Origin of the sequence: Enterobacter sp. ECC-249 (genome assembly GCF_043965265.1) — a bacterium.
Taxonomy (GTDB): domain Bacteria; phylum Pseudomonadota; class Gammaproteobacteria; order Enterobacterales; family Enterobacteriaceae; genus Enterobacter; species Enterobacter quasiroggenkampii.
In genome coordinates this window covers 2,806,723-2,833,039 of sequence record NZ_CP143660.1, presented here as the reverse complement: position 1 = coordinate 2,833,039, position 26,317 = coordinate 2,806,723, and the positions used below count along the sequence as shown (strand labels likewise).

Genomic DNA, 26,317 nt, shown 5'->3' with positions numbered 1-26,317 from the left:
ATAGTATGTTGTAACTAAAATAAGGTGTATTCAAACCCGGCCGTAGCCGGGTGAACGTTTTAGCAAAGCGGTTTAACTGCAGCGCGCATCCCTTTCAGTAAGATGGCATCAAGGTCCAGCGTCACCTGGTCGACAAGCCCACTCACCTGCGTCAGATCCTGTTCCCAGTGCTCTCTCACGCTCAGCACCGACTGCACCAGCTCACGGGTGCTCAACTGCCGATCGCGGTGCTGCGCCCAGAGCTGCTGATAGCGTTCCAGCCAGAATGCATCATCCTGCACCGGGTAGTTCTCCCCGTTACGCTCCGCGCGGTAGAACGCGATCAACGCGGCTAAGGCAAACGTCAGACGTGCCGGTAATTGTCCGCTTGCCTTTTGCCCTGCCAGCAGCTGCGGCAGGATGCGGGTACGGAATTTAGTCATGCCGTTAAGCGCAATGGAAAGCAGCTGGTGTCTTATGTAAGGGTTACGAAAACGCCCTGTCACCGCACTGGCGAACGATTCCAGCTTTTCACGCGGCAGATCGAGGACCGGAACGATTTCCTGATAAATCGCTTTTTCGACGAACGCGCAGATCTCCGCATCATTCATCGCCTCACCTACCGTATCCAGTCCGGCCTGGAAGGCGACAGGCACCAGCGCCGTGTGCGCGCCGTTCAGAATAGCGACCTTGCGTTCTTTGTAGGGCCTGATGTCGTCGACAATCAGCACGTTTAACGGGTATTTATCCAGACGAAGTTCGCGGGCAAGGGATGCAGGCCCCTGGATAACAAACAGATTGAAGTGTTCGGCCGTGTCCAGGAACCCATCGTGATAACCCAGCTCGGCTTCCAGCGCAGCCGCTTCGTCACGAGGATAGCCTGTCACGATACGGTCAACCAGCGTAGAGCAAAAGCTGTTCGCGTCGTTGAGCCACTGAATAAAGGCGGCGGGCAGCGCCCACTCCTGCGCATAGCGCAGGACGAGTCCACGCAGTGCGTCACCGTTATAGTCAATCAGTTCGCACGGAATGATGATCCAGCCCTTGTCAGCCGCACCGTTGAAGTGGCTAAAGCGCTCAAACAGCAGACGCGTCAGCTTTGCCGGATAGCTCACCGCAGGGGCATCGTCAAACCTGTCACCCGCGTGGTAGCTGATACCCGCTTCGGTGGTATTCGAGAAAACAAAGCGCATATCCGGATTGTGTGCCAGCTTCAGGAACGCGTCATACTGGCCGTAAACGTCGATTTCCCGGTTAACGGAGCGGATAAGCCGGCTTTCGCTCACCGCCTCACCCTTCTCATTCAGACCGCGAATGAGCGTGGTATAAAGACCGTCCTGCGTATTCAGCGACGGCGGGAAGTCGCTCTGAATCGGACGGACGATAACCACGCCGGCATTAAGATCGGTATGTTCGTTTAACAGGTCAATTTGCCAGTCGACAAACGCGCGCAGGAAATTGCCTTCACCAAACTGAATGATGCGTTCGGGATACAGAGCACCGGGAAAATCGCGACGGTTGAGCGTGTTCACAAGAGGTTCCTTTTATGATTAGTCATACAGCCTGATAAGATTGGTATGATAACTTATCAAAACTTAACGACCAGAAACCCTGTTTTGATCAATACGTCGCGTAGTTGTGCAGAAAAATTATAAGAACTTATAAAAGACAGACGTGGCCGTCATGGCACCGTCCGGCATCAGGGCATAGCGCGGGATCTCACCCACCTTTTGCCAGCCGGCGCGCTGGTAGAAGGTCTCGGCCCCGCTGCCGGTGGAGGTATCGAGCACCAGCACCGAAATCTCTCTGGCCCTGGCCTCAGCTTCCAGCGCTTCCATCAATGCCATCGCGGCCCCTTTCCGGCGCGCTTTCTCGTGAACCAACAGCTTTGCCACATCGGCCCGGTGCGGCTGGTTTTCCGGCTGGTCTGTGATCAACTGCACCGTTCCGATAACGCCGTCCTGCGCATCGACGCAGGCAAGCACCAGCCGCTCGCCTCGCGCGACGCTTTCGGCAATGCCGCGCCAGAAAATACGAGCCTTATCCAGGCTATAAGGAAGCATAAAGCTGACGGATGCCCCGCCGTTCACACAGTTTTCGAGGATCCCGGCCAGCGCATCAAGATGGGTGAGAATTTCATCTCGGGTGAGATTTTTGATTTGCAGTGAGGTATTCATTGTTTTTCCTTACGTTGAATACCATCACTGTGCATTTAACATCTTCTTAACGCAAACGGATCGAACATAGGCTTTTGTTATGTCACCGGGCGCGCTGGCGCTGCTGTTTCATCGCGTACATTTTTTCATCGGCATCTTTTAACCACTGCTGCAGGTCGTTGCCGTTATGATCGAATTCACTGAGCCCCCATGAGAAAAGAAGCGACCAGGGATGCAGCTTGCGGGCGTTATAGTTTTCCACCTGCTCGGCGAGATACTGCATGGCTATCCAGGCGCCCTGCTCATCCGTATCCGCGAACAGCACGGCGAATTCGTCCCCGCCAAAACGAACCAGCAGATCCGCTTCACGGAAAGAGGCGCGCATCAGCTGCGCCATCGCTTTCAGCGCCTTATCCCCCTCTTCATGGCCGTAGCGATCGTTAATTTCCTTAAAGCGATCCAAATCCAGCCAGCCGAGCGTCAGCGGCTCAGCCCGGCGCCGGGCAACGGAAAGCGTGAAACGCACGAGCTGATTAAAGCCCCGACGGTTGAATAGCCCGGTTAATTCGTCCGTGGTCGCCGCGCTGATGGCAGCAAATTCATCTTCCGCCAGCGCGCCAAGGTCTCCCAGGACGGCGAGGTCAGCGGCAGAAAACTCACGGGGAGCGTAATCAATCAGGCACAGCGAGCCAACGCTTGCACCGTCGCGCAGGCGTAGCGGGAAGCCCGCGTAAAACCGCACGCGAGGTTCACCGGCCACCAGCGGATTATCCGCAAAACGATCGTCCTGCAGCATGTCTCCCACCACCAGCGGTGCTTCGGTGAGGATCGTATGGCCACAAAACGAAATGTTACGCGGTACGGAATTGGGCGCCTGCCCGTCGGCCGACTTCACAATAAGTGAATGCTCATCAATGAGATTGACCATCGCCAGCGGCACCTGGAAGAAGCGTTTTGCCAGACGGGTTAACCGGTCAAACGCCGGAGAACTGTCGATCTCAAGCAGACCGGATTCTCGCAGCGAGTTGAGTCTGTCTGTTTCATTTTCAGGGGTTGCAGGTGCTTTCATAATGTCTCCTGACGTAAAGCGTTACTAAAAGCGTAGCTTAAACAGAGGCATTGTCAGCGTTCTGACAGCCTGTTAAGTCGCTTACTATTCACGTCAATGCCTTATGACGATTAACGCAGCTAAGTTTCGCTCCCGGAGGGCGCGGCAGTTTGCTCGTCCGCCACCCGGGCGCTGGTACGGTTTCGACCCGCTTTTTTTGAACGATAGAGATGATCGTCCGCCTCGGCCATGAGCTTGTTGAAGACCTCGGTCAACTGCCATGACTCAGCCTTTCCGCTTCCAAGGCCAATACTGACCGTCAGAAAGAGCGTCTGGTGACGCCATGTAAAAGGATGGCTGGCAACGGTGGAACGGATACGCTCAGCCAGTTCAAAACCGTGCTGCGCGTCGCCTGAGTTGACCACCACAGCGAACTCTTCCCCGCCCATGCGCGCCACCATGCCATCTTCGCCGACGACCTGCTGAACCTGTCGGGCAAACGACGTCAGCACGCGGTCTCCGCACTCGTGGCCGTAGTTATCATTAATGCTTTTGAAATAATCAATATCCAGCAGCATGACGGTCAGAAAACGCGTATGCCGGTACGTCTCTTCATGCTTTAACGCCTCGTAAAGCCCGGAGCGCGAGTAGACGTGCGTTAAAAAGTCATAATCTGCCCTCAGCGAAACCTGGCGGATCAGGGAGTTAATCGCCGCCATGCTGACGGAAACCATCACCGGGCAAATCGCCATCGTGGCAATGCCCAGCCGGGCTGAAAACATCATTGGCGTCGTAAACGGCGTCGCCACGGCGATATTAATAATCGAATTGGCGACCAAAATGATTTCAGTGGCGCCCGTGATAAACGTCAGCAGACAGGTCGCAGGCAGCGAGTAGCGAACCGCGCACCAGATAAGCGCAGGCAGAGGAAATGAGAGACTCCCCGCTCCGCCAATCACCACCGAGGCGATCACCGAGACGATCAGCGCAATCACCGGCAGCAGCTGCTCCAGACGTAACCTGAGCTCGCGCCCGGGCATACGTAGCGTGAGCATACAGGGCACAACAAGCACGCCGGTTGAGAACTGCTCGCTAAACCAGTCGGCAAACAGCGGCCAGAAGGTGTGACTGTCAATCCCGACCGACCCCACCGCGCCTAGCAAGGCGCAAAGCAGCGCGGCAATCAGACAGTAGTTAAACAGGCGTAATGCGTTAAGCGGATCGGGGGTTTTCTTCATCAGCCGCTTGTCGCGCTGAACCAGCACGGCGACGACAACGATAAAGATCATGTTAGACAGATTGATCACCACTGAGGCTATACCCCAGCTGGTTGTCACCGCGTCGTACAACAGCATCGCGACATAACATACCGCATAGTAATGCAGGCGATTCAGGTAAACATAGCGGGCGAAGATCCCTGCCATAACGCCATTCAGCGGCCAGAACAGCGACAGGGCCTCAACGAGCCGTAATTCCGCACCCACAAAATAGAATAAGGTGGTGAGAATGAAAATCGTCGTTGCGTTTCGCAGCGGCGTGTCAACCTGGAACGGCCTGAAGGCGGTAAGAGCAGAACGCATTAAATATCATTCCATATGAAAGCTTATGGCAATTATTGCGGTCGTCAGCAAGATCGGGACTAACCTGGGATGCATCTATAACACAAATACCACTGGAGCATAACTCGTCAAATTTAGGCGTTCATTTGCAGCACCAGCCAGTGGTGGATAACGCTGACGATATAATTTTTTTGCGGCGCCGTCAGCGTTACGCCTTGTGGAATGTTATGCCATTTTGCCAGACAGCCCCGACAACAGGTGGCGGTTGCATGCTGGGCGATAAACACCGGGTGACCGCGCATAGGCGTCTGTTTCCCGTCGTTTGCGGGTTGTGCAGGCGCAAGGCGCTTTTCAACAAAATCCGCGGCATGCTGGTCAATGGTTTCGGGGCCTTTGTCCCAGCAGTACTGTCGTTCTTTATCGCCTAAACGAAAGCGCGAGCGAAATGTCGATCGCGCCAGTCGGGAAAAGAGAGGATCCAGATCGGCCATCAATATACGGAACGTCCCAGACGCTGGGTCAGTTTCTCCAGAATCGCGACGCCGGCAAGCGAATTTCCCGTTTCATCCAGCTCCGGGCTCCAGACGGCTATCGCCATTTCATGCGGCACAATCGCCACGACCCCGCCGCCGACACCCGATTTAGCCGGGAGACCAACGCGCCAGGCAAACTCACCGGCATTTTGATACATCCCGCTGGTTGCCATCAGCGCGTTAACCTGACGGGCCTGAAGCGGAGAAACGACTTCCTGATCGAGATGCGGCGCGTGCCCCTGGTGCGCAAGGAACAGGAACGTCTGGGCCAGCTCAACGCAGCTCATTTTCAGGGCGCAGTAATGGAAGTAGTTTTGCAGCACGGTCGCCACATCGTTGTGGAAATTACCGAAGGATTTCATCAGCCAGGCGATGGCCGCGTTACGGGCGGAGTGTTCAAACTCCGAACGTGCCACCACCGGATCGTAGGCAATGTCGTCGACGCCCGAGAGCTGGCGCACTATCTCCAGCATTCGCTGACGCGGCGCGCTGAGGCGGCTTTGCAGCATATCGCAGACCACCAGCGCCCCAGCGTTGATAAAGGGATTTCGCGGTTTACCCTGTTCTATCTCGAGCTGAAGCAGCGAGTTAAAAGGCTGGCCGGACGGATCTTTGCCCACCCGCTGCCAGATCTCGTCTTCTTCATACTGGCGCATCGCCGCAACCAGACTGAGCACTTTCGAAATGGACTGAATGGAAAAACGTTCTGTTGCATCCCCTGCCTGGTATCGCTGTCCGTCGATGGTACAGATAGCAATGCCCAGCTTATTCCCGCTGACCGAGGCAAGGGCCGGAATATAGTCGGCAACCTTCCCCTTTCCAATTAACGGACGAACCTGCGCCAGAATCTCGTCCAACATCTCATTATGGATGACCGCAGCCACACTTTGCTCCTTGCCCTCAGGCTAAAACGGGCTGCGAGTATAACAGAGGCTTATGTATTGCGTCAGGCGCTAAGACGAAAACGCGAAACGGCCTGCAATAAAAGATCGGATTGCTTTTGCAGACGTTCAGAAGCATCAGAAGCGTCAGAGACCAGCAGGTCCGTCTGACGGGAGACCTGGTTCAGCGCCTGAAGCTGACGCGTCATCTGGTGAATACTCTCTCCCTGGCTGAGCGTGGCGGTGGAGATCTCATTAAGCAAACTGCTTAAATTGCCCACCAGACCGGTGACCTGCTGCAGATTCTCTTCCATCAGGGTAACGGCGCGGGAACCGTCCTCAATGCCCTGCAGCGAGCGGTTGATCAGCTCCTGAATGGTCTGCGTCGAGTGGCTGCTCTTTCTCGCCAGCAGCCCAACCTCCCGGGCGACGACGGCAAAACCGCGCCCCTGATTTCCGGCATGGGCCGCCTCAATAGCGGCATTCAGCGCCAGGATGTTGGTCTGAAACGCCACGCTGTCGATCATCGCCACGATCCCGCGCATCTCTGACGATCGGTCGACGATCGCCTGCATGGACGCGTTCACGGTCGACATCATCTGGTCTCCCCCCACGGCTGCCTGGCGCGCTTCATCGGCCCGGGAGCTGGCGAGTCTGGCATACCCGGTATTGCCTTCAACGTGGCTTTCCAGCGCCGCGATATGCGCCGTCACATCCTCAAGCTCTTTCGCCTGGCGCGCTGACTGCTGATACAGCTTCTGGTTACCTTCCGCCAGGGAGCCAATATTCTCCACCATGGTGGCAGTAGCATGGCTGACCTGCGTCACCAGCTGCTGAAGACCGTGCTGCATCGTCGCAATACTGTCGCTAAGCTGCCCTATCTCCCGGTTGAAGCGCATGACGTTCGGCGGCGTGCCGGAGAGATCCCCTGCCGCCAGCCGGTTAATATGCGCAATCAAACGACGCAGCGGCGTAATTACCCATCTGGACATGCCGAACCAGACGGCAACCGCAATGGCGAGCAGCAGCACCGGCGCAAACAGGAACAACGTTTGCAATCCTGAGAGCTGCGCCATGAGGCTCTGACGCCCCTGCATGGCCTGCTTCTCGCTTGCCTGCTGATAGCGCGCATAGTTGTCGTTAAAATCAGACTGAAACGCCTGAGCCGGTACGGCAAAAAAAGCGTCGATGGTGTTGGTTTTTATCAGACCGTCTGCCTGCTCTTTGATTGCACCATAGAAAAGCTGATAGCTGTTCACCAGCGCGTCGTCTTTCGGCGGATTCAGCGCCAGCCAGGCCTTCCACGCCTGCTGCGAAACCGTCAGCGCCTTTTGCGCATCATCCATCAGACTATGCCAGCTTCCGTCGGATCCGGTCTCTTTATCCTGCATAAACCAGACGCCGGACCGGTTAAGAAGATCGCTTGCCGCCAGCAGAGAAACACGGGCCAGATCCAGCTTGCTCTGCTGCTGCCAGGCCAGAAGGTTTTGCTGCTCGTTGCGCTGGGCGTCGTTCAGGGAGGCGTTAAGCAGGAATGACGAGGAGAGCTGCAGCGCGGAGAAAAGGCCAATAATGCAAAAGATACCCGTCAGCAGACCAAAGTGACGAGGGGTGAGACGCTGCGCAATACGGCGAAAAATTTGCGTTAGGTTCATAATTAGCTTCATTTACAAGGCGTTAGACGCGTGCGAGTCTACGAAATGAAAATGACAGAACCATTGCAGATAAATGACAACGGCCCTCGCGAGGAGGGCCGCAATCACGGGATTACACGCGATCCTTCCACACCGTCTGCACATTGCAGAATTCGTGCAAACCAAAGTGGGAAAGCTCGCGGCCAAAGCCGCTTTTCTTCACGCCGCCGAAGGCTACACGCGCATCGCTGGCGCTAAAGCCGTTGATAAACACGCCGCCGCACTCCAGTTCGCGGGAGAATTTATCCGCAAGCGCTGCGTCAGCGGTGAAGACCGTCGCCGACAGGCCAAAATCGCTGTCGTTGGCCAACATCAGGGCGTGCTCCGCGTCTTTCGTAACAGTAATGGCCGCGACCGGCCCAAACAGCTCCTGGCGGAACGCCGTCATCGACGGGGTGACATTCGCCAGCACGGTTGGCGCATAATAATTCCCCTCGCCGCTGATTTTCTCTCCGCCCAGCAGCAGCGTTGCCCCTTCTGCCAGCGTCGCCTGCACCTGCTGATGCAGTTCATCGCGCAGATCGAAACGCGCCATCGGGCCCAGGTAGTTTTCTTCCTGGTCCGGCGCGCCCAGCTTCAGAGCCGCAACCGCATCGACAAAGCGTTGGGTAAAGGTGTCCGCAATGCCCTCCTCCACAATGAAGCGTTTGGCCGCCGCGCATACCTGTCCGGTGTTCTGGTAGCGCCCCGCTACCGCCGCCTTCACGGCAAGATCCAGGTCGGCATCGTTGAGAACAATGAACGGGTCTGAGCCGCCCAGTTCAAGAACGCATTTCTTCAGCGCGGCCCCCGCCTGAGCGCCAATGGCTGCCCCGGCACGCACGCTTCCGGTGACGGTCACCGCCGCAATACGACGATCGTTAATCGCCTGGCTGACGCCGTCGTTGGTGGCGTTCACCCAGCCGAACACGCCTTCAGGGAAACCCGCATCCGCAAAAATCTGCGCGATAAGATCCGCCGAGCCGAGCACGTTGGGAGCGTGTTTGAGCAGATAGCTGTTCCCTGCCAGCAGAATCGGCACCGCGCCGCGCAGCACCTGCCAGAGCGGGAAGTTCCACGGCATTACCGCGAGGATCGGTCCCAGCGGACGGTATTCAATAACCGCGTTCTGGTTTTCCACCTGCGTAGGTTCCGCACGCAGCATCGCCGGGCCGTGCTCGGCGTACCAGTCGCACAGGCCGGCAGATTTCGCCACTTCGGCCCGCGCCTGCTGAACAGGTTTGCCCATTTCACGGGAGATCGTCTGCGCCATCTCTTCTGCGCGGTGTCGCAGCGCGGCGCCAAGATCGCGCAGCTTTTGCGCCCGGTGGGAGACGCTTTCGCGACGCCACTGGCGATAGCCCGCGTCTGACTGAGAAATCGCGCATTCAACCTGTTCCGGCGTCGCCCACGGATACGCGGCGAGGGTTTCACCCGTGGCCGGGTTGACTGAGAAGGCATGTGTTGCAGAGGAATAAGTCATGGTGTTCTCCACGTTTTTCGGTTGATTAATTGTGGACCACTCTGCTATTTCTTAAAAATGAATAATACTAACCACCTTATTCACAAAACGAGAATATTATGGATTTAACCCAGCTTGAGATGTTTAACGCCGTCGCGCTGACTGGCAGTATCACCCAGGCGGCGCAGAAGGTGCATCGCGTGCCGTCCAACCTGACGACCCGCATCCGCCAGCTGGAAGCCGATCTGGGCGTTGAGCTGTTTATTCGTGAGAACCAGCGTTTGCGTTTATCCCCGGCTGGCCATAACTTCCTGCGCTACAGCAAGCAGATCCTCGCGCTGGTGGATGAAGCGCGCATGGTTGTCGCGGGTGATGAACCGCAGGGGTTATTTGCCCTCGGCGCGCTGGAAAGTACCGCCGCCGTGCGCATTCCTGAAACGCTGGCGCAGTTTAACCAGCGCTATCCGCGCATCCAGTTTGCCCTTTCGACCGGACCATCCGGGACGATGATTGATGGCGTACTTGAGGGAACCCTGAGCGCCGCCTTCGTCGACGGGCCGCTGTCGCACCCGGAGCTTGAAGGAATGCCGGTCTACCGGGAAGAGATGATGCTGGTCACGCCTGCCGGGCACGCGGAGGTGACGCGTGCCGCGCAGGTCAGCGGCAGCGACGTTTATGCCTTTCGGGCAAACTGCTCGTATCGCCGACACCTGGAGAGCTGGTTTCACGCTGACCGCGCCGCACCCGGCCGCATTCATGAGATGGAGTCCTACCACGGCATGCTCGCCTGCGTCATTGCGGGCGCGGGCATCGCGCTGATGCCGCGCTCGATGCTTGAGAGTATGCCTGGGCATCATCAGGTGGAAGCCTGGCCGCTGGCGGAGAACTGGCGCTGGCTTACTACCTGGCTGGTGTGGCGACGCGGAGCGATGACCCGCCAGCTGGAGGCCTTTATAGCGCTGCTAAACGAACGTCTTCAACCAGCGCCTTCTCCATAAACAGGCTGAGCGGGTCGTCAACGTATGGGGGAAACGCCGGGCGCAAATCGTATCCGCACTGCTCATAAAGACGCACTGCGGCATGCTGTTTGATACCCGTCTCCAGCCTTACGGTATGACAATGACGGCTCAGGGCCTCATCTTCCAGGGCGGCCAGCAGCGTCTCGCCGAGATGCTGCCCGCGATGGGCCGGATCGATATAGACCCGTTTCATCTCGCCCGTACCGTCGCCGTTGAGCACGATAGCACCACAGCCAACGGCATGCAGCTGCTGGTCGCGAATGATCATCAGGATCAGCGAGGCTTCCGGCAGTGCAGCCAGATCGAGCAGATGATTACTTTCGGCGGGATAGAGTTCACTCTGATAGCGGTCAAGCGCCGCGATCAGGCTGAGAATGTCCGGGTGACGAGCAGATTCAGAGGTAATGGAATACATGGCAGGCTCCTTGCTTTTTTATGAGGCTAAATTTCAACATAGCGCAGGCCTGCCGGGGTGCTTCATAGTATTAACTTATCGCTGCGCCCTGTTAGCGCAAAAAGACCCGCCCTTTCAGATACAGGGTGGCCTGTCCGCCAATCAACACGCGGTCGCCCTTCAATTCGCAGCGCAGATCCCCGCCACGGTGTGACACCTGACGGGCGTTGAGTGACGTTTTACCCAGCTTTTCGCTCCAGTAAGGGATCAGCATGCTGTGGGCAGATCCGGTAACCGGGTCTTCCGGCACCCCTTCGCCCGGGCAGAAGAAGCGGCTGACGAAGTCATAGTTTTCTCCCGGCGCCGTCACGCAGACCATTTTATCCAGCGGAAGCATGGCCCCAATATCCGGCGTTAGCGCTTCCACCTGCTGCTGGCTCTCCAGCACCACCATGTAATCCCGACCCACGCGCACCTCTTTTGCCTCTGTGATGCCCAGGCCGCTAAACAGCAGCGCAGGTGGGTTCTCGACCACCTCCGTTGACCACGCGGGGAAGTTCAGCGTCAGCCAGTCGCCGCTGCGTTTGACCGTCAGCTCGCCCACGAAGCGCGTGGTGAAGGTGATTTCAGTGTGCGGATAGTCAAGGTATTCAAAAATAACGTGCGATGCGGCAAGCGTGGCGTGGCCGCACAGGTTAATTTCATCCAGCGTGGTAAACCAGCGCAGCTCAAAACCACCGTCGGTACGGACGAAAAAGGCGGTCTCAGACTGGTTATGCTGCTGCGCCATTTTGAGCAGCGTCTCGTCCGGCAGCCACTCTTCCAGAGGACATACCGCTGCCGCGTTGCCGCCAAAGGTTTTGTCGCTGAAGGCATCCACCAGATAAAAATCAATTTCCTGCATTGTCTCTTCCTCTTTTGTTATGGCTATTTAGCGCAGAAAAACTGTGCCTTTCAGATAAAGTGTGGCCTGCCCGCTCATCAGCACCCGCGAGCCTTTCAGTTCACAGCGCACGTCGCCGCCGCGCGCGGAAACCTGACGGGCAAACATCATCGTTTTACCCAGCTTTTCGCTCCACCAGGGGATCAGCATCGTGTGTGCGGAGCCGGTGACCGGATCTTCCGGGACGGAAACGCCCGGTGAGAAAAAGCGGCTGACAAAATCGTATTCCCCCTCACCCCGCGCCGTCACGCTCACCTTATGCTCGCCCGGCGTCATCGCCGAAAAGTTTGGCGTGAGGGCCTCGACCTGCTGGCGATTTTCCAGAACGATCATCCAGGCGCGCCCTTTCCGGGCTTCAGCGTAGCGGCTGACACCCAGCGCCGAAAGCATCTCCGGCGGGGGCGTAGCTTCACGAGTTGGACATGCCGGGAAGTCCAGCGTCATCCAGTCCCCCTCGCGGCTAACCGTCAGGCGGCCAGAAGCGGTATCAAAGTGGATCCGCGAATCCGGGTAATCCAGCTCGGCAAACAGTACGTGCGCGGCCGCAAGCGTAGCGTGGCCGCAGAGATTGACTTCGCCAAGCGTGGTAAACCAGCGTAGCTCAATGCCCCCTTTGCTGCAGACGAAAAAAGCCGTTTCCGACTGATTATGCTGCTGCGCCATCTTCAGCAAGGTCTCATCGGGTAACCATGCTTTCAGCGGACATACGGCGGCCGGATTACCGCCAAACGTAATATCGCTGAACGCATCTACCAGATAAAAATCAATCTCCTGCATTGTCTTACCGCCTGTTTTTATTGTGTTGTTCTTTTATATTCAATGAAAACAGCGTTCCCGGCTACCGCTTTCATAAGGTAAATATTGAGATCTGCATCACATAATGGTTGAGTTTTCGCCGTTTGACGTTTTAAGATCGTCTCCTCTTCTTTTCAGCAACGAATCTCCGACATCCCTATGACAACGAACACAGTTTCCCGCAGGGTTGCGTGGCTACGCGTGGTCACGCTGGCCATTGCCGCGTTTATTTTTAATACCACAGAATTTGTTCCGGTTGGGCTGTTGTCTGACATCGCTGAAAGTTTCCAGATGGAAACGGCTCAGGTGGGCATTATGTTGACCATCTACGCCTGGGTGGTAGCGCTGATATCCCTGCCGTTTATGCTGCTGACCAGCCAGATGGAGCGGCGCAGGCTGCTGATCGGTCTGTTTGTCTTGTTCATTGCAAGCCACGTGCTGTCGTTTATGGCGTGGAACTTTACGGTGCTGGTCATGAGCCGCATCGGCATTGCCTTTGCCCATGCGGTGTTCTGGTCGATCACCGCATCGCTGGCGATTCGCCTTGCACCGGCGGGAAAACGCGCCCAGGCGCTGAGCCTGATTGCCACCGGTACCGCACTGGCGATGGTGCTGGGTCTGCCGATCGGCCGCATCGTGGGGCAATACTTCGGCTGGCGCACGACCTTCTTCGCCATCGGCATGGGCGCGCTGGCGACGCTGGTGTGTCTGATTAAACTGCTGCCCGCGCTGCCGAGCGAACATTCCGGCTCGCTGAAAAGCCTGCCGCTGCTGATGCGTCGCCCTGCGCTGCTGAGCATCTACCTGCTGACCGCCATCGTCGTGACGGCCCACTACACGGCGTACAGCTATATTGAACCGTTTGTGCAGGTGGTGGCGGGCTTTAGCGCCAACTTTGCCACCGTATTACTGCTGATCCTCGGCAGCGCGGGCATTGTTGGCAGCGTGCTGTTCGGCAAGCTGGGTAACCGGCACGCCTCCCTGCTGGTGAGCAGCGCCATCGGCCTGCTGCTGGCCTGCCTGCTGCTGCTGATGCCCGCCGCGGGCAGCGAAAGCCATCTGGCGATCCTCAGCCTGTTCTGGGGCGTGGCGATCATGATTATTGGCCTGGGTATGCAGGTGAAAGTGCTGGCCCTGGCGCCGGATGCGACGGACGTCGCCATGTCGCTGTTCTCGGGGATTTTCAATCTGGGCATTGGCGCGGGGGCGCTGGTGGGAAATCAGGTCATACTGCACGTGTCGATGTCGGCGATTGGCTATCTGGGGGCTATTCCGGCCCTGGTGGCGCTGATCTGGTCGGTACTCATCTTCCGCAAGTGGCCGGTGGCGCTGGAGGAACAGGGGCAGCACGGGTGAGGGTTGTTGGTGCCGGGTGGCGCTGCGCTTACCCGGCCTACAAAAAGACGGATTTCGCAGGCCGGGTAAGGCGAAGCCGCCACCCGGCAATGAACTTAATGATAGGTCTTAATAATTTCCAGCACGCCGTTAATAATAAACTGCACGCCCATACAGACCAGCAAGAAGCCCATCAGACGGGAAATTGCCTCGATACCGCCCTTACCTACCCAGCGCATAATAGCGCCAGAGCTGCGCAGCGACACCCACACGATAAGACCGATAATCGCAAAAATCAGCGGTGGCGCAATCGTCAGCACCCAGTCCGGGAAGGTTGCGCTATCGCGCACCGTTGACGCGGAGCTGATGATCATCGCGATGGTCCCCGGCCCCGCCGTGCTCGGCATGGCAATCGGCACAAAGGCGATATTCGCACTCGGTTCGGTTTCCAGCTCTTCCGATTTGCTGGTCGCTTCCGGCGACTCATGCGCTTTCTGCGCCGGGAACAACATGCGGAAACCAATAAAGGCCACAATCAGCCCCCCGGCGATACGCAGACCAGGGATGGAAATCCCGAAGGTATTCATCACCACCTGTCCGGCGTAATAAGCCACCATCATGATGGCAAACACATACACCGAGGCCATCATCGACTGATGGTTGCGCTCGGCGCTGTTCATATTCCCTGCCAGCCCGAGGAAAAGCGCCACCGTCGTTAACGGGTTAGCCAACGGCAGCAAGACCACCAGCCCGAGGCTGACTGCTTTAATTAAATCCAACATAGTGCGTTGTCGTCCTTATCCATATTTAACACAGCAATTATAGGGGGAAAGTGCGACATTCAGCCATGGGCGCAACGTAACGATTATTTTCCTTCAGAAAAGATAACTGTCAGTTATCTATATGATTTGAAAGACCTCAAAAAAAGTTCATGAAACGTTTTAGCAATTCGTGGCATCGGCTGACTCATTCAGTTGACTTATACTTGCCTGAGCAATAATATCTGCCGTGACTAACTACTTGCCAGGGCAATCATTGTGAAAAGCACCAGTGATATCTTTAACGACGTTGTTCCGCTGGGTCGTCTTATTCATATGGTAAATCAGAAAAAAGACCGCCTGCTCAATGACTACCTGTCACCGCTGGATATCACCGCAACACAGTTCAAAGTGCTGTGTTCCATTCGCTGCGAAGTGTGTATCACGCCGGTTGAGCTGAAAAAGGTGCTCTCTGTCGATCTGGGTGCGTTAACCCGCATGCTCGATCGTCTCGTCTGCAAAGGATGGATAGAACGAAGCCCTAACCCGAATGACAAACGCGGCGTACTGGTGAAGCTAACCAGCGATGGCGCGGCCATGTGCGAGCAATGTCATCAATTAGTAGGACAAACACTGCATCAGGAACTAACAAAAAACTTAACGGCAGATGAAGTGGCAACTCTTGAGCTTCTGCTCAAAAAAATACTGCCGTAAACAGAAAAAGAGGTATGACGATGTCCAGACGCAATACTGACGCTATCACCATTCATAGCATTTTGGACTGGATCGAAGATAACCTGGAATCGCCGCTCTCCCTTGAAAAAGTGTCAGAGCGTTCAGGTTACTCCAAATGGCACCTGCAACGGATGTTCAAAAAAGAGACCGGTCATTCATTAGGTCAATACATTCGCAGCCGCAAGCTGACGGAAATTGCCCAGAAACTGAAAGAAAGCAATGAGCCGATCCTTTATCTGGCGGAGCGTTACGGCTTTGAATCGCAGCAAACCCTGACGCGTACGTTCAAGAACTATTTTGACGTGCCGCCTCATAAGTACCGAATCACCAGCGTGCCGGGCGAATCCCGATACCTGTATCCGTTAAAACACTGTAGCTAATCATCGCCTGTAACAGACGTAACCGAGGAAATCATGAAAGTTACCGCCTCCGCCGCCCTCGCCTTGCTGGTGCTATTCTCCAGCCAGACCTTCGCGGAGCAAACCCCTCGTGCAACGCAGCAAAATAATCCTGATACGATGATTTTGCCGTCAGCACATGACCAGTCGCCTTATGATTTCAACCATATGGGTGCTGGTAGCGACAAATCCGACGAATTAGGCGTGCCTTATTATAATCAGCACGGCCTCTGATTCGTTTTTGCCCCGCAGATGCGGGGCTTTTTTTATGCCTTTTCGCTTACCCGCGTCGTCCGACGAACCCGCAGACCAAACACGTTAATGTACAGCCCGGCCATGATCAGCACGGCGCCAAACAGCTGCAGCGCGCTCAGCGTTTCATCCAGCAATATCGCCGCACTGGCAAGTCCTACCACCGGCACCAGCAGAGATAACGGTGCGACGCGCCAGGTTTCATACCGCCCCAGCAGCGATCCCCAGATCCCATAGCCCACAATGGTGGCGACAAAGGCCAGATAGACGAGAGACAGGATCGTGGTCATATCGATGTCGACCAGACTGTGCAGCATCACCGCCGGACCGTCCAGAAGACTCGACGCCAGCAGAAACGGGATAACCGGGATCAGCGCGCTCCACACCACCAGCGACATCACCGCCGGGCGCGCCTCGTGCTGCATGATCAGCTTGTTGAAGATATTCCCGCAGGCCCAGCTCAATCCCGCCGCCAGCGTCAACATAAACCCGAGCAGCGCCACGTGCTGACCATTCAGGCTGGCCTCGATGAGCACCAGCACGCCGAACACCGCCAGCGCGATCCCCGCCAGCTGTTTGCCCTGCAGACGCTCGCCAAACACAAACGCCCCGAGAATAATGGTAAAGAACGCCTGCGCCTGCAACACCAGCGAGGCAAGACCCGCCGGCATTCCGAACTTGATGGCGCAAAAGAGAAACGCGAACTGGCCAAAGCTAATGGTCAGACCGTAGCCCAGCAGCAGTTTAAAAGGGATCTTTGGACGCGCCACAAAGAAGATGGCCGGGAAAGCGACCAACATAAAGCGTAAACCGGCCAGCATCAGCGGCGGCATATTATGCAGCCCCAGCTTAATGACCACAAAATTGAGCCCCCATACTACGACCACCAGCAACGCCAGCAGCCCGTCTTTCCGCGTCATATCCAGCCCCTGAATTATTAATAATTTGTTAACACTTCAAGGTAACAGAAAAAAGTACGTCACGAGAAGATCATTATTTCTGGCAGGCAGCTGAAGCACTTAGGGATAAATCAGGTGCTATACAAGCCCCTTATGTCATGGTAATCCTGTTAACACACCTCTAATAAAAGCATAAGCAACTGTCGGGCAGGAATATGAAACCATCTCTCAGGCGCTCAACCGCAGCGCTGCTGGCATCGTCATTGTTGTTAACCATCGGTAGAGGGGCAACGCTGCCGTTCATGACCATCTATCTCACGCGCGTCTACAGCATGAGCGTTGAGAATATTGGTTATGCCCTGACCGTGGCGCTGACCATTGGCGTGGTATTCAGCCTGGGATTTGGCATTCTGGCCGATAAGTTTGATAAAAAACGCTACATGCTGATCGCGATCGTGGCCTTTATCGCGGGGTTTGTCGCGATCCCGCTGGTCCATAACGTCACGCTGGTGGTGCTGTTCTTTGCGCTGATCAACTGCGCCTACTCCGTCTTTTCGACGGTGCTGAAGGCCTGGTTCTCCGACGTGCTCACCACGAGCCAGAAGGCGCGCGTCTTCTCGCTGAACTACAGCTTCCTGAACATTGGCTGGACGATCGGACCGCCGATTGGCACCCTGCTGGTGATGTACAGCCTGCAGCTGCCGTTCTGGCTGGCGGCCTTCTGCGCCGCCCTGCCGCTGGGATTCATCCATTTCTTTGTGCAAAAAAGCGTGGCGTTAGATACCGCAGAGGAGAAGATGCCCTGGCAGCCGTCTGTGTTGCTGAAAGACCGCGCGCTGTTCTGGTACACGCTCTCTGGCCTGCTCGCGTCCTACGTCGGCGGCTCGTTCGCGACCTGCATTTCGCAATACGTTCTGGCCGCGCATGCGGACAGCGATTTCGCCGAAAAGGTGGTGGCCGTGGTGCTCCCGGTCAACGCCGCCGTGGTGGTAACGCTGCAATATGCGCTGGGACGCAAAATCTCAGCCAGCAATATCCGCCCGCTGATGACCCTCGCCACCCTGTTTTTTATCCTGGGGCTAGGCGGCTTTATGCTCTCAGGTGAAAACCTGGTTTACTGGGGCATTGCTGCCGCCATCTTTACCCTGGGTGAGATTATCTATGCGCCGGGTGAATACATGCTGATCGACAATATTGCGCCACCGGGAATGAAGGCGAGCTATTTCTCCGCGCAGGCGCTGGGCTGGCTCGGCGCGGCGGCAAACCCGATGATCACCGGCATCATCCTGACCAACCTGCCGCACTGGTCGCTGTTTGCGATCATGATGGTCGCCATCGTTATGGCCTGGCTGATGATTTTGCGCGGGATGAGCGTGAAAAGTGAAGATAGCGTGTCGGGTGGCGCTGCGCTTACCCGACCTACAAAACCCTAATCGTAGGCCGGGTAAGGCGCAGCCGCCACCCGGCAAAAGCACAAGCATCAGTGGTGCAACATCTCCTCCACCACCTGCTCTTTATACATCTCGTTCGGGTAATAGGTCGGCCAGTTGTCCATCTCTTTCAGCAGCGCCTCGTGGGAGGTGTTGCCCATGAAGATATGGAAGTGAGAGGAGGCCTTCGGTCCGATGGTATGGTCGCTGAACTGCACGAACTTCGGCGCTTTGCTAGCGGCGTCCTTACACTCGAACAGATAGCGCACGCCTTTCTTACCGGACGCGTAGGTCAGAATTTTGTAGCCGCTGTAATCATACTGACAGCGGCTGACCGTTTTCCCCTGATGGAATTCCATCACGTTATTTTCGATGCCGATGGCATCCACGTCCGTCGCATAACCCTTGCGGTAGTAGGCTTTCACCTCATCAAAGGTTTTGCTTTTATCCTTCTGGGATTTCTGTTTAAAGACCGGATCCAGCGAACCATCGAGCAGGAACGGATAGACCGACTGCCAGGTTCCGTCCCAGTCAGAAAGCGTTCTGTCCTTCACATCTTTATCCTCAAACACGCCGTTCGCCGCTTTCTGTTCCGCTTCGGTCATCTGATGGCCGTGCGAGTGTGCAAACAGCTGGCCGCTGACCAGCAGCGCCCCCAGAGTCATGGCAAATTTTGCAATATGTGCAGCCAACATAACATCCTCATTCCGTTTTATAAGAATGGGAATGTTATATTATAACATTTCAGATCGCAACCAGACCGCGAACGCCCTCCTGCTCCATGTTTTCGCCCCGCCCGCGCTGAATAATGCTGCCGCGGGACATCAGCAGATAGCTGTCTGCCAGCTCGGCGGCGAAGTCGTAAAACTGCTCCACCAGCAGGATCGCCATGTCACCTCTGTTTGCCAGGGTGCGGATCACGTGTCCGATCTCTTTAATGACGGAAGGCTGAATGCCTTCGGTCGGTTCATCCAGGATCAGCAGCTGCGGACGACTCGCCAGCGCGCGCCCAATCGCCAGCTGCTGCTGCTGCCCGCCGGAGAGATCGCCCCCGCGACGATGCTTCATCTCTTTGAGCACCGGGAACAGCTGCCAGATCTCCTCCGGCACCTGCTTCGCCTCGCGGGCGGAAAATCGCGACAGCCCCAGCTGGAGGTTCTCCTCCACGGTCAGGCGCGGGAAAATCTCCCGTCCCTGCGGGACATACGCCACGCCGGACTGCACCCGCTGGTGCGGTTTACTGTGGGTAATCGTTTTTCCCAGCCAGATGATCTCCCCGGTTTTCGCCGGGATCAGCCCCATCAGACACTTCAGCAGCGTGGTTTTTCCCACGCCGTTGCGACCCAGCAGGCAGGTGACTTCGCCGGTGACGGCCTTAAAGCTCACGCCGCGCAGGATATGGCTGCCGCCGTAATACTGATTCAGTTCGTTGACCTGTAACATTCCCTCTCCTTAACGTCCCAGATAGACCTCAATCACCTGCTCGTTGGCCTGAACCTCGCGAAGCGATCCTTCCGCCAGCACCCGCCCCTGATGCAGCACCGTCACATGGTCGGCGATGGTTTCAACAAAGCCCATATCGTGCTCCACCACCATCAGAGAGTGTTTGCCCGCCAGCGTTTTGAACAGCTCTGCGGTGTACTCCGTTTCCGCATCGGTCATCCCGGCGGCGGGTTCATCCAGCAGCAGCAGGTGCGGGTCCTGCACCAGCAGCATGCCAATCTCCAGAAACTGCTTTTGTCCGTGGGAAAGCAGCCCGGCGCGGCGGTCGCGCTCGCCGGTCAGCCGCAGTAAAACCAGCATCTCATCGATCCGGTCGCGCTGCGCGCCGTTGAGTTTTGCCCGCAGGCTCGCCCAGACGGACTTATCGCTTTTCATCGCGATCTCCAGGTTTTCCCACACCGTCAGCGCCTCAAAGACAGTGGGTTTCTGGAATTTACGCCCGATGCCCAGGCGGGCAATGGCCGCAGGCTCCAGCGCGGTCAGGTCGATGGACTGGTCGTAAATCGCCCTGCCGCTCTTTGGCCGCGTTTTGCCGGTAATGACGTCCATCAGCGTGGTTTTACCGGCACCGTTGGGACCGATCACGCAGCGCAGCTCGCCCACGCCGATATTCAGCGAAAGATCGGTCAGGGCCTGAAAGCCATCAAAATTGACGTTAATCGCCTCAAGCTGCAGGACCGGATCGGTCTGCTCGCGGTAACGATCGCCGGGTAGCTGGCGGGTAAATAATCCTTCGGCTGGCTGCATTATTTTTCTCCCTTACGAAACAGTCCGTAGACGCCGCGCGGTAAAAACAGCGTAACGGCGATAAAAATCAGCCCCAGAAACAGCTGCCAGTATTCCGGCATCGCGACGGTGAAGAAACTTTTCGCTCCGTTCACCAGCGCCGCGCCAATCACTGGCCCCACCAGCGTGCCGCGCCCGCCCAGCGCTACCCAGATGGCGGCCTCAATCGAGTTTGTCGGCGACATTTCGCCCGGGTTGATAATGCCCACCTGTGGGACATAGAGCGCCCCCGCGAGGCCGCACAGCACGGCAGAGAGCGTCCACACCAGCAGCTTGAACCCGCGCGGATCGTAGCCGCAAAACGTCAGGCGGTTTTCCGCGTCGCGAACGGCGGTCAGGATGCGGCCAAACTTGCTCTTTGCCAGCGCAAATCCGGTGCCCAGGGCCAGGAGCAGCAACAGCACGGTGGCCAGAAACAGCGCGATACGGGTAGTCGTTTCTGTTACCGAAAACCCGAGCAGCGTGGTGAAGCCGGTAAAGCCGTTATTGCCGCCAAAGCCGGTTTCGTTGCGAAAGAACAGCAGCATCCCGGCATAGGTCAGCGCCTGGGTCATAATAGAGAAATAGACCCCTTTGATCTTTGAGCGGAAGGCAAACCAGCCAAACACCAGCGCCAGCAGTCCCGGCACCATCACAATCAAGACCAGCGCCCAGGCAAAGTGCTGGGTGCTCCACCAGAACCACGGCAGTTCGCTCCAGGAGAGAAACGACATAAACGCGGGCAGACCGTCACCCGCGGCCTGGCGCATCAGGTGCATGCCCATCGCGTAGCCGCCCAGCGCGAAGAAGATCCCGTGCCCAAGCGACAGCATACCGGCATAGCCCCACACCAGATCCAGCGCCACCGCAACGATGGCATAGCAGAGGATCTTGCCAATCAGCGTCAGCATCCAGGTCGACAACGCAAGCGGATGCGTCGCAGGCAGTAAGGCGAAGAACGGTAATATCAGCAGACATACCACCAGCAGGCTGCCTGCAAGTTGCGTTGTGCGTGGCGCTTTGCGCGCCAGCGTTAAGGTCAGCGGCTGGCTCATCAGTCAATTACCCTCCCTTTCAGCGCAAACAGGCCCTGGGGACGTTTCTGAATAAACAGCACGATCGCCACCAGAATCACGATTTTGCCCAGCACCGCCCCCATCTGTGGTTCAAGGATTTTATTAAAGATCCCCAGACCAAACGCTGCGGCCACGCTGCCTGCCAGCTGGCCTACGCCACCGAGAACGACCACGAGGAAGGAGTCAATAATGTAGCCCTGGCCCAGCTCCGGCCCGACGTTACCCAGCTGCGATAGCGCCACGCCGCCTAACCCCGCAATCCCTGAGCCAAGTCCGAACGCCAGCATATCGACGCGGCCTGTCGGTACCCCGCAGCAGGCGGCCATGCTGCGGTTCTGCGTTACCGCCCGCACGTTGAGCCCCAGACGGGTTTTATTCAGAATCAGCCAGGTGAAGAACAGCACCAGCAGCACGAAGCCCAGCACCACGATGCGGTTCCACGGCAGCGTCAGGTTGGCAAAAACCTGCACCCCGCCGGAGAGCCATGCCGGGTTCGCCACCTCCAGGTTCTGGGCGCCAAAGGTCATGCGCACCAACTGGATAAGCATCAGGCTGATGCCCCACGTCGCCAGCAGCGTTTCCAGCGGACGACCGTACAGATGACGGATCACCGTGCGCTCCAGCACCATTCCAATGCCCGCCGTCAGGCAGAACGCGACCGGCAAGGCGATAACGGGATAGAGCGCCAGCCACTGGGGCGCAAGCCCGGCCATCGCCTGCTGCACCATCCAGGTGGCATATGCCCCCAGCATCAGCATCTCGCCGTGGGCCATGTTAATCACGCCCAGCAGGCCGTAGGTGATAGCCAGCCCCAGCGCGGCCAGCAGCAGCACCGACCCGAGGGACAGCCCCATAAACGCCTGGCCCAGCAGATCGCCCCACATCAGTCGGTGCTGGATCTGGCTAAGACTCTCTTCTGCGGCCGCGCGAACGCCGCTATCCGGCTCCGCCTGTGGCTGGGTAAAGGGGGTGAGTCTGGACTGTACGTCCGGGTCGTCTGACTGGCCTAACAATTCGACGGCCCTTCGGCGCACCTCGGCCTGCGGGCTAGCCAGCTGGAGATTCGCGACCGCCAGCAGCAGCGCCTGACGCGCCACGGCATCCGTTTCAGCGGTCACACGCTTTTCCAGAAAAGCGAGCATCCCGGGCTGGGCATCGCGCTGCAGCTGGCGCGCCGCTGCCCGCCTTTCGGTGACACTGTCACTCACAAGCTGATGCGTGGCGATAGCGGTTGCAGCAAGCACGCGAAGCCGGTTCGTCAGGCGCACGGCTTTGGTTTGCCCTCCTGCCGTCTGGCTTTCACCCAGCGGGATGACGTTGCCATCGCGTTGTGCAAAGGCGTGCTTTTGCGTATCGACGTAGAGGTTTTCCTTTTGCAGCGCCTCAAGGAGCGGCAGCCTGGACGCATCCGGCGCGGCGGCCCACTGCGTCAACAAATCCGCCTGCTGGCTGCGGCTGGCGGCAACAAAACGATCGGCATCCGATGCCTGCGCCATCCCTGGCAGCAGTCCGGAAAGCCATACAAGAGCGATGAACAGGCGCATGGCGTTCATGACGTTTCTCCCTGCGGTGATGGCTTAGTTGCTGGCGGTTTTCATCGGCTGGTCGGGCTTTTTGTCATTCCCGGCGATGAACGGGCTCCACGGCTGGGCGCGTACCGGCTGTTCGGTCTGCCACACCACGTTAAACTGACCGTTGCCTTCGATTTCACCGATCATGACCGGCTTATGCAGATGGTGGTTGGTGGCATCCATGGTGAGCGTAAAGCCAGACGGCGCCTTAAAGGACTGACCGGCCATCGCCGCACGCACTTTGTCCACGTCGGTAGTGCCCGCTTTTTCCACCGCCTGCGCCCACATATGAATTCCCACGTAAGTCGCTTCCATCGGGTCGTTGGTCACCACGGTATCGGCGTTCGGCAGCTTGTGCGCCTTCGCATAGGCTTTGTAATCCGCCACGAACGCCTGGTTAGTCGGATTATCGACGGACTCAAAGTAGTTCCACGCCGCCAGGTTACCCACCAGCGGTTTGGTGTCGATCCCGCGCAGCTCTTCTTCACCCACGGAGAATGCCACTACCGGCACGTCGGTCGCCTTCAGCCCCTGGTTAGCCAGCTCTTTGTAGAACGGTACGTTGGAGTCGCCGTTGATGGTCGACACCACGGCGGTTTTGCCGCCTGCGGAGAATTTTTTGATGTTGGCGACGATGGTCTGGTAGTCGCTATGACCAAACGGGGTGTAAACCTCTTCGATATCCTTATCCTCCACCCCTTTCGAATGCAGGAACGCACGCAGGATCTTGTTGGTGGTGCGCGGATAGACGTAATCGGTTCCCAGCAGGAAGAAGCGTTTCGCCGCGCCGCCGTCTTCGCTCATCAGGTATTCCACCGCCGGGATCGCCTGCTGGTTCGGCGCCGCGCCGGTATAGAAGACGTTTGGCGACATTTCCTCGCCCTCATACTGCACCGGATAGAACAGCAGGCCGTTCAGCTCCTCAAAGACCGGCAGTACGGATTTGCGCGAAACCGAGGTCCAGCAGCCGAATACCACCGCCACTTTATCCTGGCTCAGCAGCTGACGGGCCTTCTCGGCAAACAGCGGCCAGTTTGAGGCCGGATCCACCACCACCGGCTCCAGCTTCTTGCCCAGCACGCCGCCTTTGGCGTTGATCTCGTCGATAGTCATCAGGGCGACATCTTTCAGCGGAGTCTCAGAGATAGCCATCGTGCCGGAAAGAGAATGCATGATCCCCACTTTGATGGTATCGGCCGCCTGCGCGCCAAAACTCATCCCCATCGCCACAACGGACGCAGACAACGCGAAGGCTTTTAATAAAGTACGACGGTGCATATTTTCACTCCTGAAAAAGAACGCTGTGCGAAAACGTCCGTTACGGCGTGGACGCGGAAATAAATGTGTCAGCGAAGCAGGAGCAAAAAGAATGCCAGAATGGAGATAGCGCTATTTATGGGAAGGGAACGCCGGATGTAAAGAGAACGTCTCAGAATGGCACAGCGCTGCACTTTTATAATGCAGCGCTGAGGAGGAAGTTTTACCAGACTTCGCTGGCGATCTGCGTGACCAGACGGACTTTGTCCCACTGCTGGGTTTCGCTCAGGCTATTACCCTCTTCGGTAGAGGCAAAGCCGCACTGCGGGCTGAGGCAAATTTGCTCTTTCGCCACGTATTTCGCCGCCTCTTCCAGACGGGCTTTAATCCCCTCCGGGTTCTCCAGCTCGCCGTTTTTCGTGGTGATAAGACCCAGCACCACCTGCTGCTTGCCCGGGCGAACAAAGCGCAATGGCGCGAAATCCCCGCTGCGGTCGTTATCATATTCGAGGAAGAAGGCGTCAACGTTAACCGTTCCGAACAGCACTTCCGCCACCGGCTCGTAGCCGCCTTCGGAAATCCAGGTGGAGCGGAAATTGCCGCGACAGACGTGCAATCCGATGGTCAGGTCGTCCGGCTTGCCCTCCAGCGCCTTGTTCAGCACGCGGGCATAGATGCGCGCCAGCTCATCGGCATCATCGCCGCGCTCGCGGATCTGACGGCGCTGGTCGTCCGAACAGAGATAGGCCCAGACGGTGTCATCCAGTTGCAGATAACGGCAGCCCGCATCGTAGAAGGCCCGAATGGCGTCGCGCCACGTGGTGGCCAGATCGTCAAAATAGACGTTCAGGTCCGGATAGACGGTCGCATCAATGTCTTTACGACCGCCGCGGAAATGTAGCACGCTCGGGCTGGGAATGGTCATTTTCGGCTGGGCGTTCCCGCTGATGCTTTTCAGATAGCGAAAGTCTTCCAGCATCGGATGCTCCCCAAAGCCCAGCTTGCCGGTGACGCGCACGCCGTGGGCTTTGGTTTGTACGCCGTTAAACTGAATGCCTTGCTGCGAATCGTAACGCTCAACGCCCTGCAGACCGTCAAAGAAGTCGAAGTGCCACCACGCGCGGCGAAACTCGCCGTCGGTGACCACATGCAGACCGCACGCACACTGCTGCTCAACGACGTGGCGAATGGCCTCGTCCTCCACCGCGCGAAGCTGTCCGGCGTCAATTTCGCCGCTGGCGAACTTCAGGCGAGCCTGCTTGATGGCATCCGGGCGTAAAAAACTGCCGACTACATCGGCGCGGAACGGGGCGTGGTGTCGTTGCATAAAATCTCCTCAGTCTGCCGGCGATAATTGCCCGCAGTGATAATTCATTATTTGAAGTTTTAGACTTCTGGATGTCTAAATGTCCAAAAACAATGTCATACCTCACCGGCGCGGGCAAACGAGAAAATTTCACGGGTGTTGAAAAAAATTCATCTTCACAGCGCGGCAGCGGTTTCGCTGCTGGCAAAGGCGAATCGTTCATCTTCCCAGCCGGTGATCCCACCGAGCATGATTTTGACCGGCAGCCCGAGACGCGCCAGCTTCAGCGCGGCTCTGTCCGCGCCGTTACAGTGCGGCCCTGCGCAATAGACGACGAACAGCGTCCCTTCGGGCCATTGGGCCATGCGCTCAGCGGTCATCTGGCTCCATGGCATATGGAGAGCGCCCGGCACGTGACGGCGGGCAAACTGCTCCGGGCTTCCCACCACGTGCAGCAGGACGAAGTCCTGCTCATTATTGGCGATGGCATGGTGCACATCGGCGCAGTCGGTTTCGACGCTCAGGCGGCGCAGGAAATGGGTAACGGCTTCCTGCGGCTCGGCAGCCGGAAATTCAGTAACATAGCTCAT

General features: G+C 57.3%; 27 protein-coding genes. 6 read left to right on the top strand and 21 right to left on the bottom strand.

The window, feature by feature from the left end; translation table 11 throughout:
* Positions 1-59: 59 nt before the first annotated feature.
* The 8 genes from V1587_RS13590 to sad form a co-directional block, all read right to left on the bottom strand.
* Positions 60-1,511, bottom strand: coding sequence for a tagaturonate reductase (locus tag V1587_RS13590; protein WP_371898094.1), 1,452 nt, complete (start codon positions 1,509-1,511; stop codon positions 60-62).
* A 117-nt stretch (positions 1,512-1,628) separates the two neighbouring features.
* On the bottom strand, positions 1,629-2,156 hold the full coding sequence (locus tag V1587_RS13585) for a GNAT family N-acetyltransferase (RefSeq protein WP_395314373.1): 528 nt from the start codon (positions 2,154-2,156) through the stop codon (positions 1,629-1,631).
* A gap of 82 nt (positions 2,157-2,238) precedes the next feature.
* On the bottom strand, positions 2,239-3,204 hold the full coding sequence (locus V1587_RS13580) for a sensor domain-containing diguanylate cyclase (protein WP_371898092.1): 966 nt from the start codon (positions 3,202-3,204) through the stop codon (positions 2,239-2,241).
* A 119-nt stretch (positions 3,205-3,323) separates the two neighbouring features.
* Positions 3,324-4,763, bottom strand: coding sequence for a GGDEF domain-containing protein (locus V1587_RS13575; RefSeq protein ID WP_371898091.1), 1,440 nt, complete (start codon positions 4,761-4,763; stop codon positions 3,324-3,326).
* A gap of 113 nt (positions 4,764-4,876) precedes the next feature.
* Positions 4,877-5,233 (bottom strand): DUF4186 domain-containing protein, encoded by a 357-nt coding sequence (locus V1587_RS13570; RefSeq protein ID WP_371898090.1) that lies wholly within the window; start codon positions 5,231-5,233, stop codon positions 4,877-4,879.
* A complete protein-coding gene (glsB, locus tag V1587_RS13565) occupies positions 5,233-6,159 on the bottom strand; it encodes a glutaminase B (protein ID WP_371898089.1) in 927 nt (308 codons plus the stop codon). The genes V1587_RS13570 and glsB overlap by 1 nt, the downstream gene beginning before the upstream one ends.
* Positions 6,160-6,221: 62 nt before the next feature.
* Positions 6,222-7,811, bottom strand: coding sequence for a methyl-accepting chemotaxis protein (locus tag V1587_RS13560; RefSeq protein ID WP_371898088.1), 1,590 nt, complete (start codon positions 7,809-7,811; stop codon positions 6,222-6,224).
* 112 nt (positions 7,812-7,923) lie between these two features.
* A complete protein-coding gene (gene sad, locus V1587_RS13555; protein ID WP_371898087.1) occupies positions 7,924-9,312 on the bottom strand; it encodes a succinate-semialdehyde dehydrogenase in 1,389 nt (462 codons plus the stop codon).
* A gap of 98 nt (positions 9,313-9,410) precedes the next feature.
* Between sad and V1587_RS13550 the strand changes: the two genes are divergently transcribed.
* A complete protein-coding gene (locus tag V1587_RS13550) occupies positions 9,411-10,289 on the top strand; it encodes a LysR substrate-binding domain-containing protein (protein WP_371898086.1) in 879 nt (292 codons plus the stop codon).
* On the opposite strand, the gene V1587_RS13545 is transcribed toward V1587_RS13550, so the two are convergent.
* From V1587_RS13545 to V1587_RS13535, 3 genes are all read right to left on the bottom strand, one after another.
* Positions 10,243-10,725, bottom strand: a complete 483-nt coding sequence (locus tag V1587_RS13545) for a GNAT family N-acetyltransferase (protein WP_371898085.1) — start codon at positions 10,723-10,725, stop codon at positions 10,243-10,245. The genes V1587_RS13550 and V1587_RS13545 overlap by 47 nt on opposite strands.
* 91 nt (positions 10,726-10,816) lie before the next feature.
* On the bottom strand, positions 10,817-11,608 hold the full coding sequence (locus V1587_RS13540; protein ID WP_371898084.1) for a PhzF family phenazine biosynthesis protein: 792 nt from the start codon (positions 11,606-11,608) through the stop codon (positions 10,817-10,819).
* A gap of 27 nt (positions 11,609-11,635) precedes the next feature.
* Positions 11,636-12,424 carry a PhzF family phenazine biosynthesis protein gene (locus tag V1587_RS13535; RefSeq protein ID WP_371898083.1) on the bottom strand — a complete coding sequence of 263 codons (789 nt, stop codon included), beginning with the start codon at positions 12,422-12,424 and terminating at the stop codon, positions 11,636-11,638.
* Positions 12,425-12,601: 177 nt separating this feature from the next.
* Between V1587_RS13535 and V1587_RS13530 the strand changes: the two genes are divergently transcribed.
* Entirely contained in the window at positions 12,602-13,798 is a 1,197-nt protein-coding gene (locus V1587_RS13530; RefSeq protein ID WP_371898082.1) for a sugar transporter, read from the top strand.
* Between the two features lie 95 nt (positions 13,799-13,893).
* Here the strand turns inward: V1587_RS13530 and V1587_RS13525 are convergent, their stop codons facing one another.
* Complete coding sequence (locus tag V1587_RS13525; protein WP_371898080.1) at positions 13,894-14,559, bottom strand: MarC family NAAT transporter; 666 nt, start codon at positions 14,557-14,559, stop codon at positions 13,894-13,896.
* A 255-nt stretch (positions 14,560-14,814) separates the two neighbouring features.
* Here V1587_RS13525 and marR point away from each other — a divergent pair, with 255 nt between their 5' ends.
* Genes marR through marB form a run of 3 tightly spaced genes read left to right on the top strand, consistent with a single transcriptional unit; the run spans position 14,815 to position 15,902 of the window.
* Positions 14,815-15,249, top strand: coding sequence for a multiple antibiotic resistance transcriptional regulator MarR (gene marR / locus V1587_RS13520; protein ID WP_008502236.1), 435 nt, complete (start codon positions 14,815-14,817; stop codon positions 15,247-15,249).
* A 20-nt stretch (positions 15,250-15,269) separates the two neighbouring features.
* Positions 15,270-15,650 (top strand): MDR efflux pump AcrAB transcriptional activator MarA, encoded by a 381-nt coding sequence (marA, locus tag V1587_RS13515; RefSeq protein WP_008502237.1) that lies wholly within the window; start codon positions 15,270-15,272, stop codon positions 15,648-15,650.
* Between the two features lie 33 nt (positions 15,651-15,683).
* The gene (gene marB, locus V1587_RS13510) at positions 15,684-15,902 is read left to right on the top strand and encodes a multiple antibiotic resistance protein MarB (RefSeq protein WP_029741246.1); all 219 of its coding nucleotides are present in this window, start codon (positions 15,684-15,686) and stop codon (positions 15,900-15,902) included.
* 32 nt (positions 15,903-15,934) lie between these two features.
* Here the strand turns inward: marB and eamA are convergent, their stop codons facing one another.
* Positions 15,935-16,840: an O-acetylserine/cysteine exporter gene (gene eamA, locus V1587_RS13505; protein WP_371898078.1), complete on the bottom strand. Its 906-nt coding sequence runs from the start codon at positions 16,838-16,840 to the stop codon at positions 15,935-15,937.
* 194 nt (positions 16,841-17,034) lie between these two features.
* On the opposite strand from eamA, the gene ydeE reads away from it, so the two are divergent.
* Entirely contained in the window at positions 17,035-18,252 is a 1,218-nt protein-coding gene (ydeE, locus tag V1587_RS13500) for an efflux MFS transporter YdeE (RefSeq protein ID WP_371898077.1), read from the top strand.
* 47 nt (positions 18,253-18,299) lie between these two features.
* Here the strand turns inward: ydeE and zinT are convergent, their stop codons facing one another.
* The 8 genes from zinT to V1587_RS13460 all read right to left on the bottom strand — a co-directional run bounded on the left by zinT (position 18,300) and on the right by V1587_RS13460 (position 26,317).
* On the bottom strand, positions 18,300-18,941 hold the full coding sequence (gene zinT / locus V1587_RS13495) for a metal-binding protein ZinT (protein WP_371898329.1): 642 nt from the start codon (positions 18,939-18,941) through the stop codon (positions 18,300-18,302).
* A gap of 52 nt (positions 18,942-18,993) precedes the next feature.
* Entirely contained in the window at positions 18,994-19,692 is a 699-nt protein-coding gene (gene urtE / locus V1587_RS13490) for an urea ABC transporter ATP-binding subunit UrtE (RefSeq protein ID WP_371898076.1), read from the bottom strand.
* Between the two features lie 9 nt (positions 19,693-19,701).
* Positions 19,702-20,499 (bottom strand): urea ABC transporter ATP-binding protein UrtD, encoded by a 798-nt coding sequence (urtD, locus tag V1587_RS13485; RefSeq protein WP_371898075.1) that lies wholly within the window; start codon positions 20,497-20,499, stop codon positions 19,702-19,704.
* Positions 20,499-21,572, bottom strand: a complete 1,074-nt coding sequence (urtC, locus tag V1587_RS13480; protein WP_371898074.1) for an urea ABC transporter permease subunit UrtC — start codon at positions 21,570-21,572, stop codon at positions 20,499-20,501. The genes urtD and urtC overlap by 1 nt, the downstream gene beginning before the upstream one ends.
* Positions 21,572-23,146: an urea ABC transporter permease subunit UrtB gene (gene urtB / locus V1587_RS13475; protein ID WP_371898073.1), complete on the bottom strand. Its 1,575-nt coding sequence runs from the start codon at positions 23,144-23,146 to the stop codon at positions 21,572-21,574. Before urtB ends, urtC begins: the two co-directional genes overlap by 1 nt.
* A gap of 24 nt (positions 23,147-23,170) precedes the next feature.
* Positions 23,171-24,442: an urea ABC transporter substrate-binding protein gene (gene urtA / locus V1587_RS13470; RefSeq protein ID WP_023618714.1), complete on the bottom strand. Its 1,272-nt coding sequence runs from the start codon at positions 24,440-24,442 to the stop codon at positions 23,171-23,173.
* Positions 24,443-24,644: 202 nt separating this feature from the next.
* Complete coding sequence (locus tag V1587_RS13465; RefSeq protein ID WP_069719246.1) at positions 24,645-25,748, bottom strand: cobalamin-independent methionine synthase II family protein; 1,104 nt, start codon at positions 25,746-25,748, stop codon at positions 24,645-24,647.
* 155 nt (positions 25,749-25,903) lie between these two features.
* Positions 25,904-26,317 carry a rhodanese-like domain-containing protein gene (locus V1587_RS13460; protein WP_371898072.1) on the bottom strand — a complete coding sequence of 138 codons (414 nt, stop codon included), beginning with the start codon at positions 26,315-26,317 and terminating at the stop codon, positions 25,904-25,906.

Coding starts and splice junctions, on each gene's coding strand:
- sad (WP_371898087.1), bottom strand. CDS start 9,312: ATGACTTATTCCTCTGCAACACATGCCTTCTCAGTCAACCCGGCCACG.
- eamA (WP_371898078.1), bottom strand. CDS start 16,840: ATGACGCGGAAAGACGGGCTGCTGGCGTTGCTGGTGGTCGTAGTATGG.
- V1587_RS13580 (WP_371898092.1), bottom strand. CDS start 3,204: ATGAAAGCACCTGCAACCCCTGAAAATGAAACAGACAGACTCAACTCG.
- V1587_RS13585 (WP_395314373.1), bottom strand. CDS start 2,156: ATGAATACCTCACTGCAAATCAAAAATCTCACCCGAGATGAAATTCTC.
- urtD (WP_371898075.1), bottom strand. CDS start 20,499: ATGCAGCCAGCCGAAGGATTATTTACCCGCCAGCTACCCGGCGATCGT.
- V1587_RS13460 (WP_371898072.1), bottom strand. CDS start 26,317: ATGAGCTATGTTACTGAATTTCCGGCTGCCGAGCCGCAGGAAGCCGTT.
- marA (WP_008502237.1), top strand. CDS start 15,270: ATGTCCAGACGCAATACTGACGCTATCACCATTCATAGCATTTTGGAC.
- V1587_RS13535 (WP_371898083.1), bottom strand. CDS start 12,424: ATGCAGGAGATTGATTTTTATCTGGTAGATGCGTTCAGCGATATTACG.
- V1587_RS13530 (WP_371898082.1), top strand. CDS start 12,602: ATGACAACGAACACAGTTTCCCGCAGGGTTGCGTGGCTACGCGTGGTC.
- urtE (WP_371898076.1), bottom strand. CDS start 19,692: ATGTTACAGGTCAACGAACTGAATCAGTATTACGGCGGCAGCCATATC.
- V1587_RS13560 (WP_371898088.1), bottom strand. CDS start 7,811: ATGAACCTAACGCAAATTTTTCGCCGTATTGCGCAGCGTCTCACCCCT.
- V1587_RS13570 (WP_371898090.1), bottom strand. CDS start 5,233: ATGGCCGATCTGGATCCTCTCTTTTCCCGACTGGCGCGATCGACATTT.
- urtB (WP_371898073.1), bottom strand. CDS start 23,146: ATGAACGCCATGCGCCTGTTCATCGCTCTTGTATGGCTTTCCGGACTG.
- V1587_RS13525 (WP_371898080.1), bottom strand. CDS start 14,559: ATGTTGGATTTAATTAAAGCAGTCAGCCTCGGGCTGGTGGTCTTGCTG.
- V1587_RS13550 (WP_371898086.1), top strand. CDS start 9,411: ATGGATTTAACCCAGCTTGAGATGTTTAACGCCGTCGCGCTGACTGGC.
- V1587_RS13545 (WP_371898085.1), bottom strand. CDS start 10,725: ATGTATTCCATTACCTCTGAATCTGCTCGTCACCCGGACATTCTCAGC.
- V1587_RS13575 (WP_371898091.1), bottom strand. CDS start 4,763: ATGCGTTCTGCTCTTACCGCCTTCAGGCCGTTCCAGGTTGACACGCCG.
- V1587_RS13465 (WP_069719246.1), bottom strand. CDS start 25,748: ATGCAACGACACCACGCCCCGTTCCGCGCCGATGTAGTCGGCAGTTTT.
- urtC (WP_371898074.1), bottom strand. CDS start 21,572: ATGAGCCAGCCGCTGACCTTAACGCTGGCGCGCAAAGCGCCACGCACA.
- ydeE (WP_371898077.1), top strand. CDS start 17,035: ATGAAACCATCTCTCAGGCGCTCAACCGCAGCGCTGCTGGCATCGTCA.
- V1587_RS13540 (WP_371898084.1), bottom strand. CDS start 11,608: ATGCAGGAAATTGATTTTTATCTGGTGGATGCCTTCAGCGACAAAACC.
- marB (WP_029741246.1), top strand. CDS start 15,684: ATGAAAGTTACCGCCTCCGCCGCCCTCGCCTTGCTGGTGCTATTCTCC.
- urtA (WP_023618714.1), bottom strand. CDS start 24,442: ATGCACCGTCGTACTTTATTAAAAGCCTTCGCGTTGTCTGCGTCCGTT.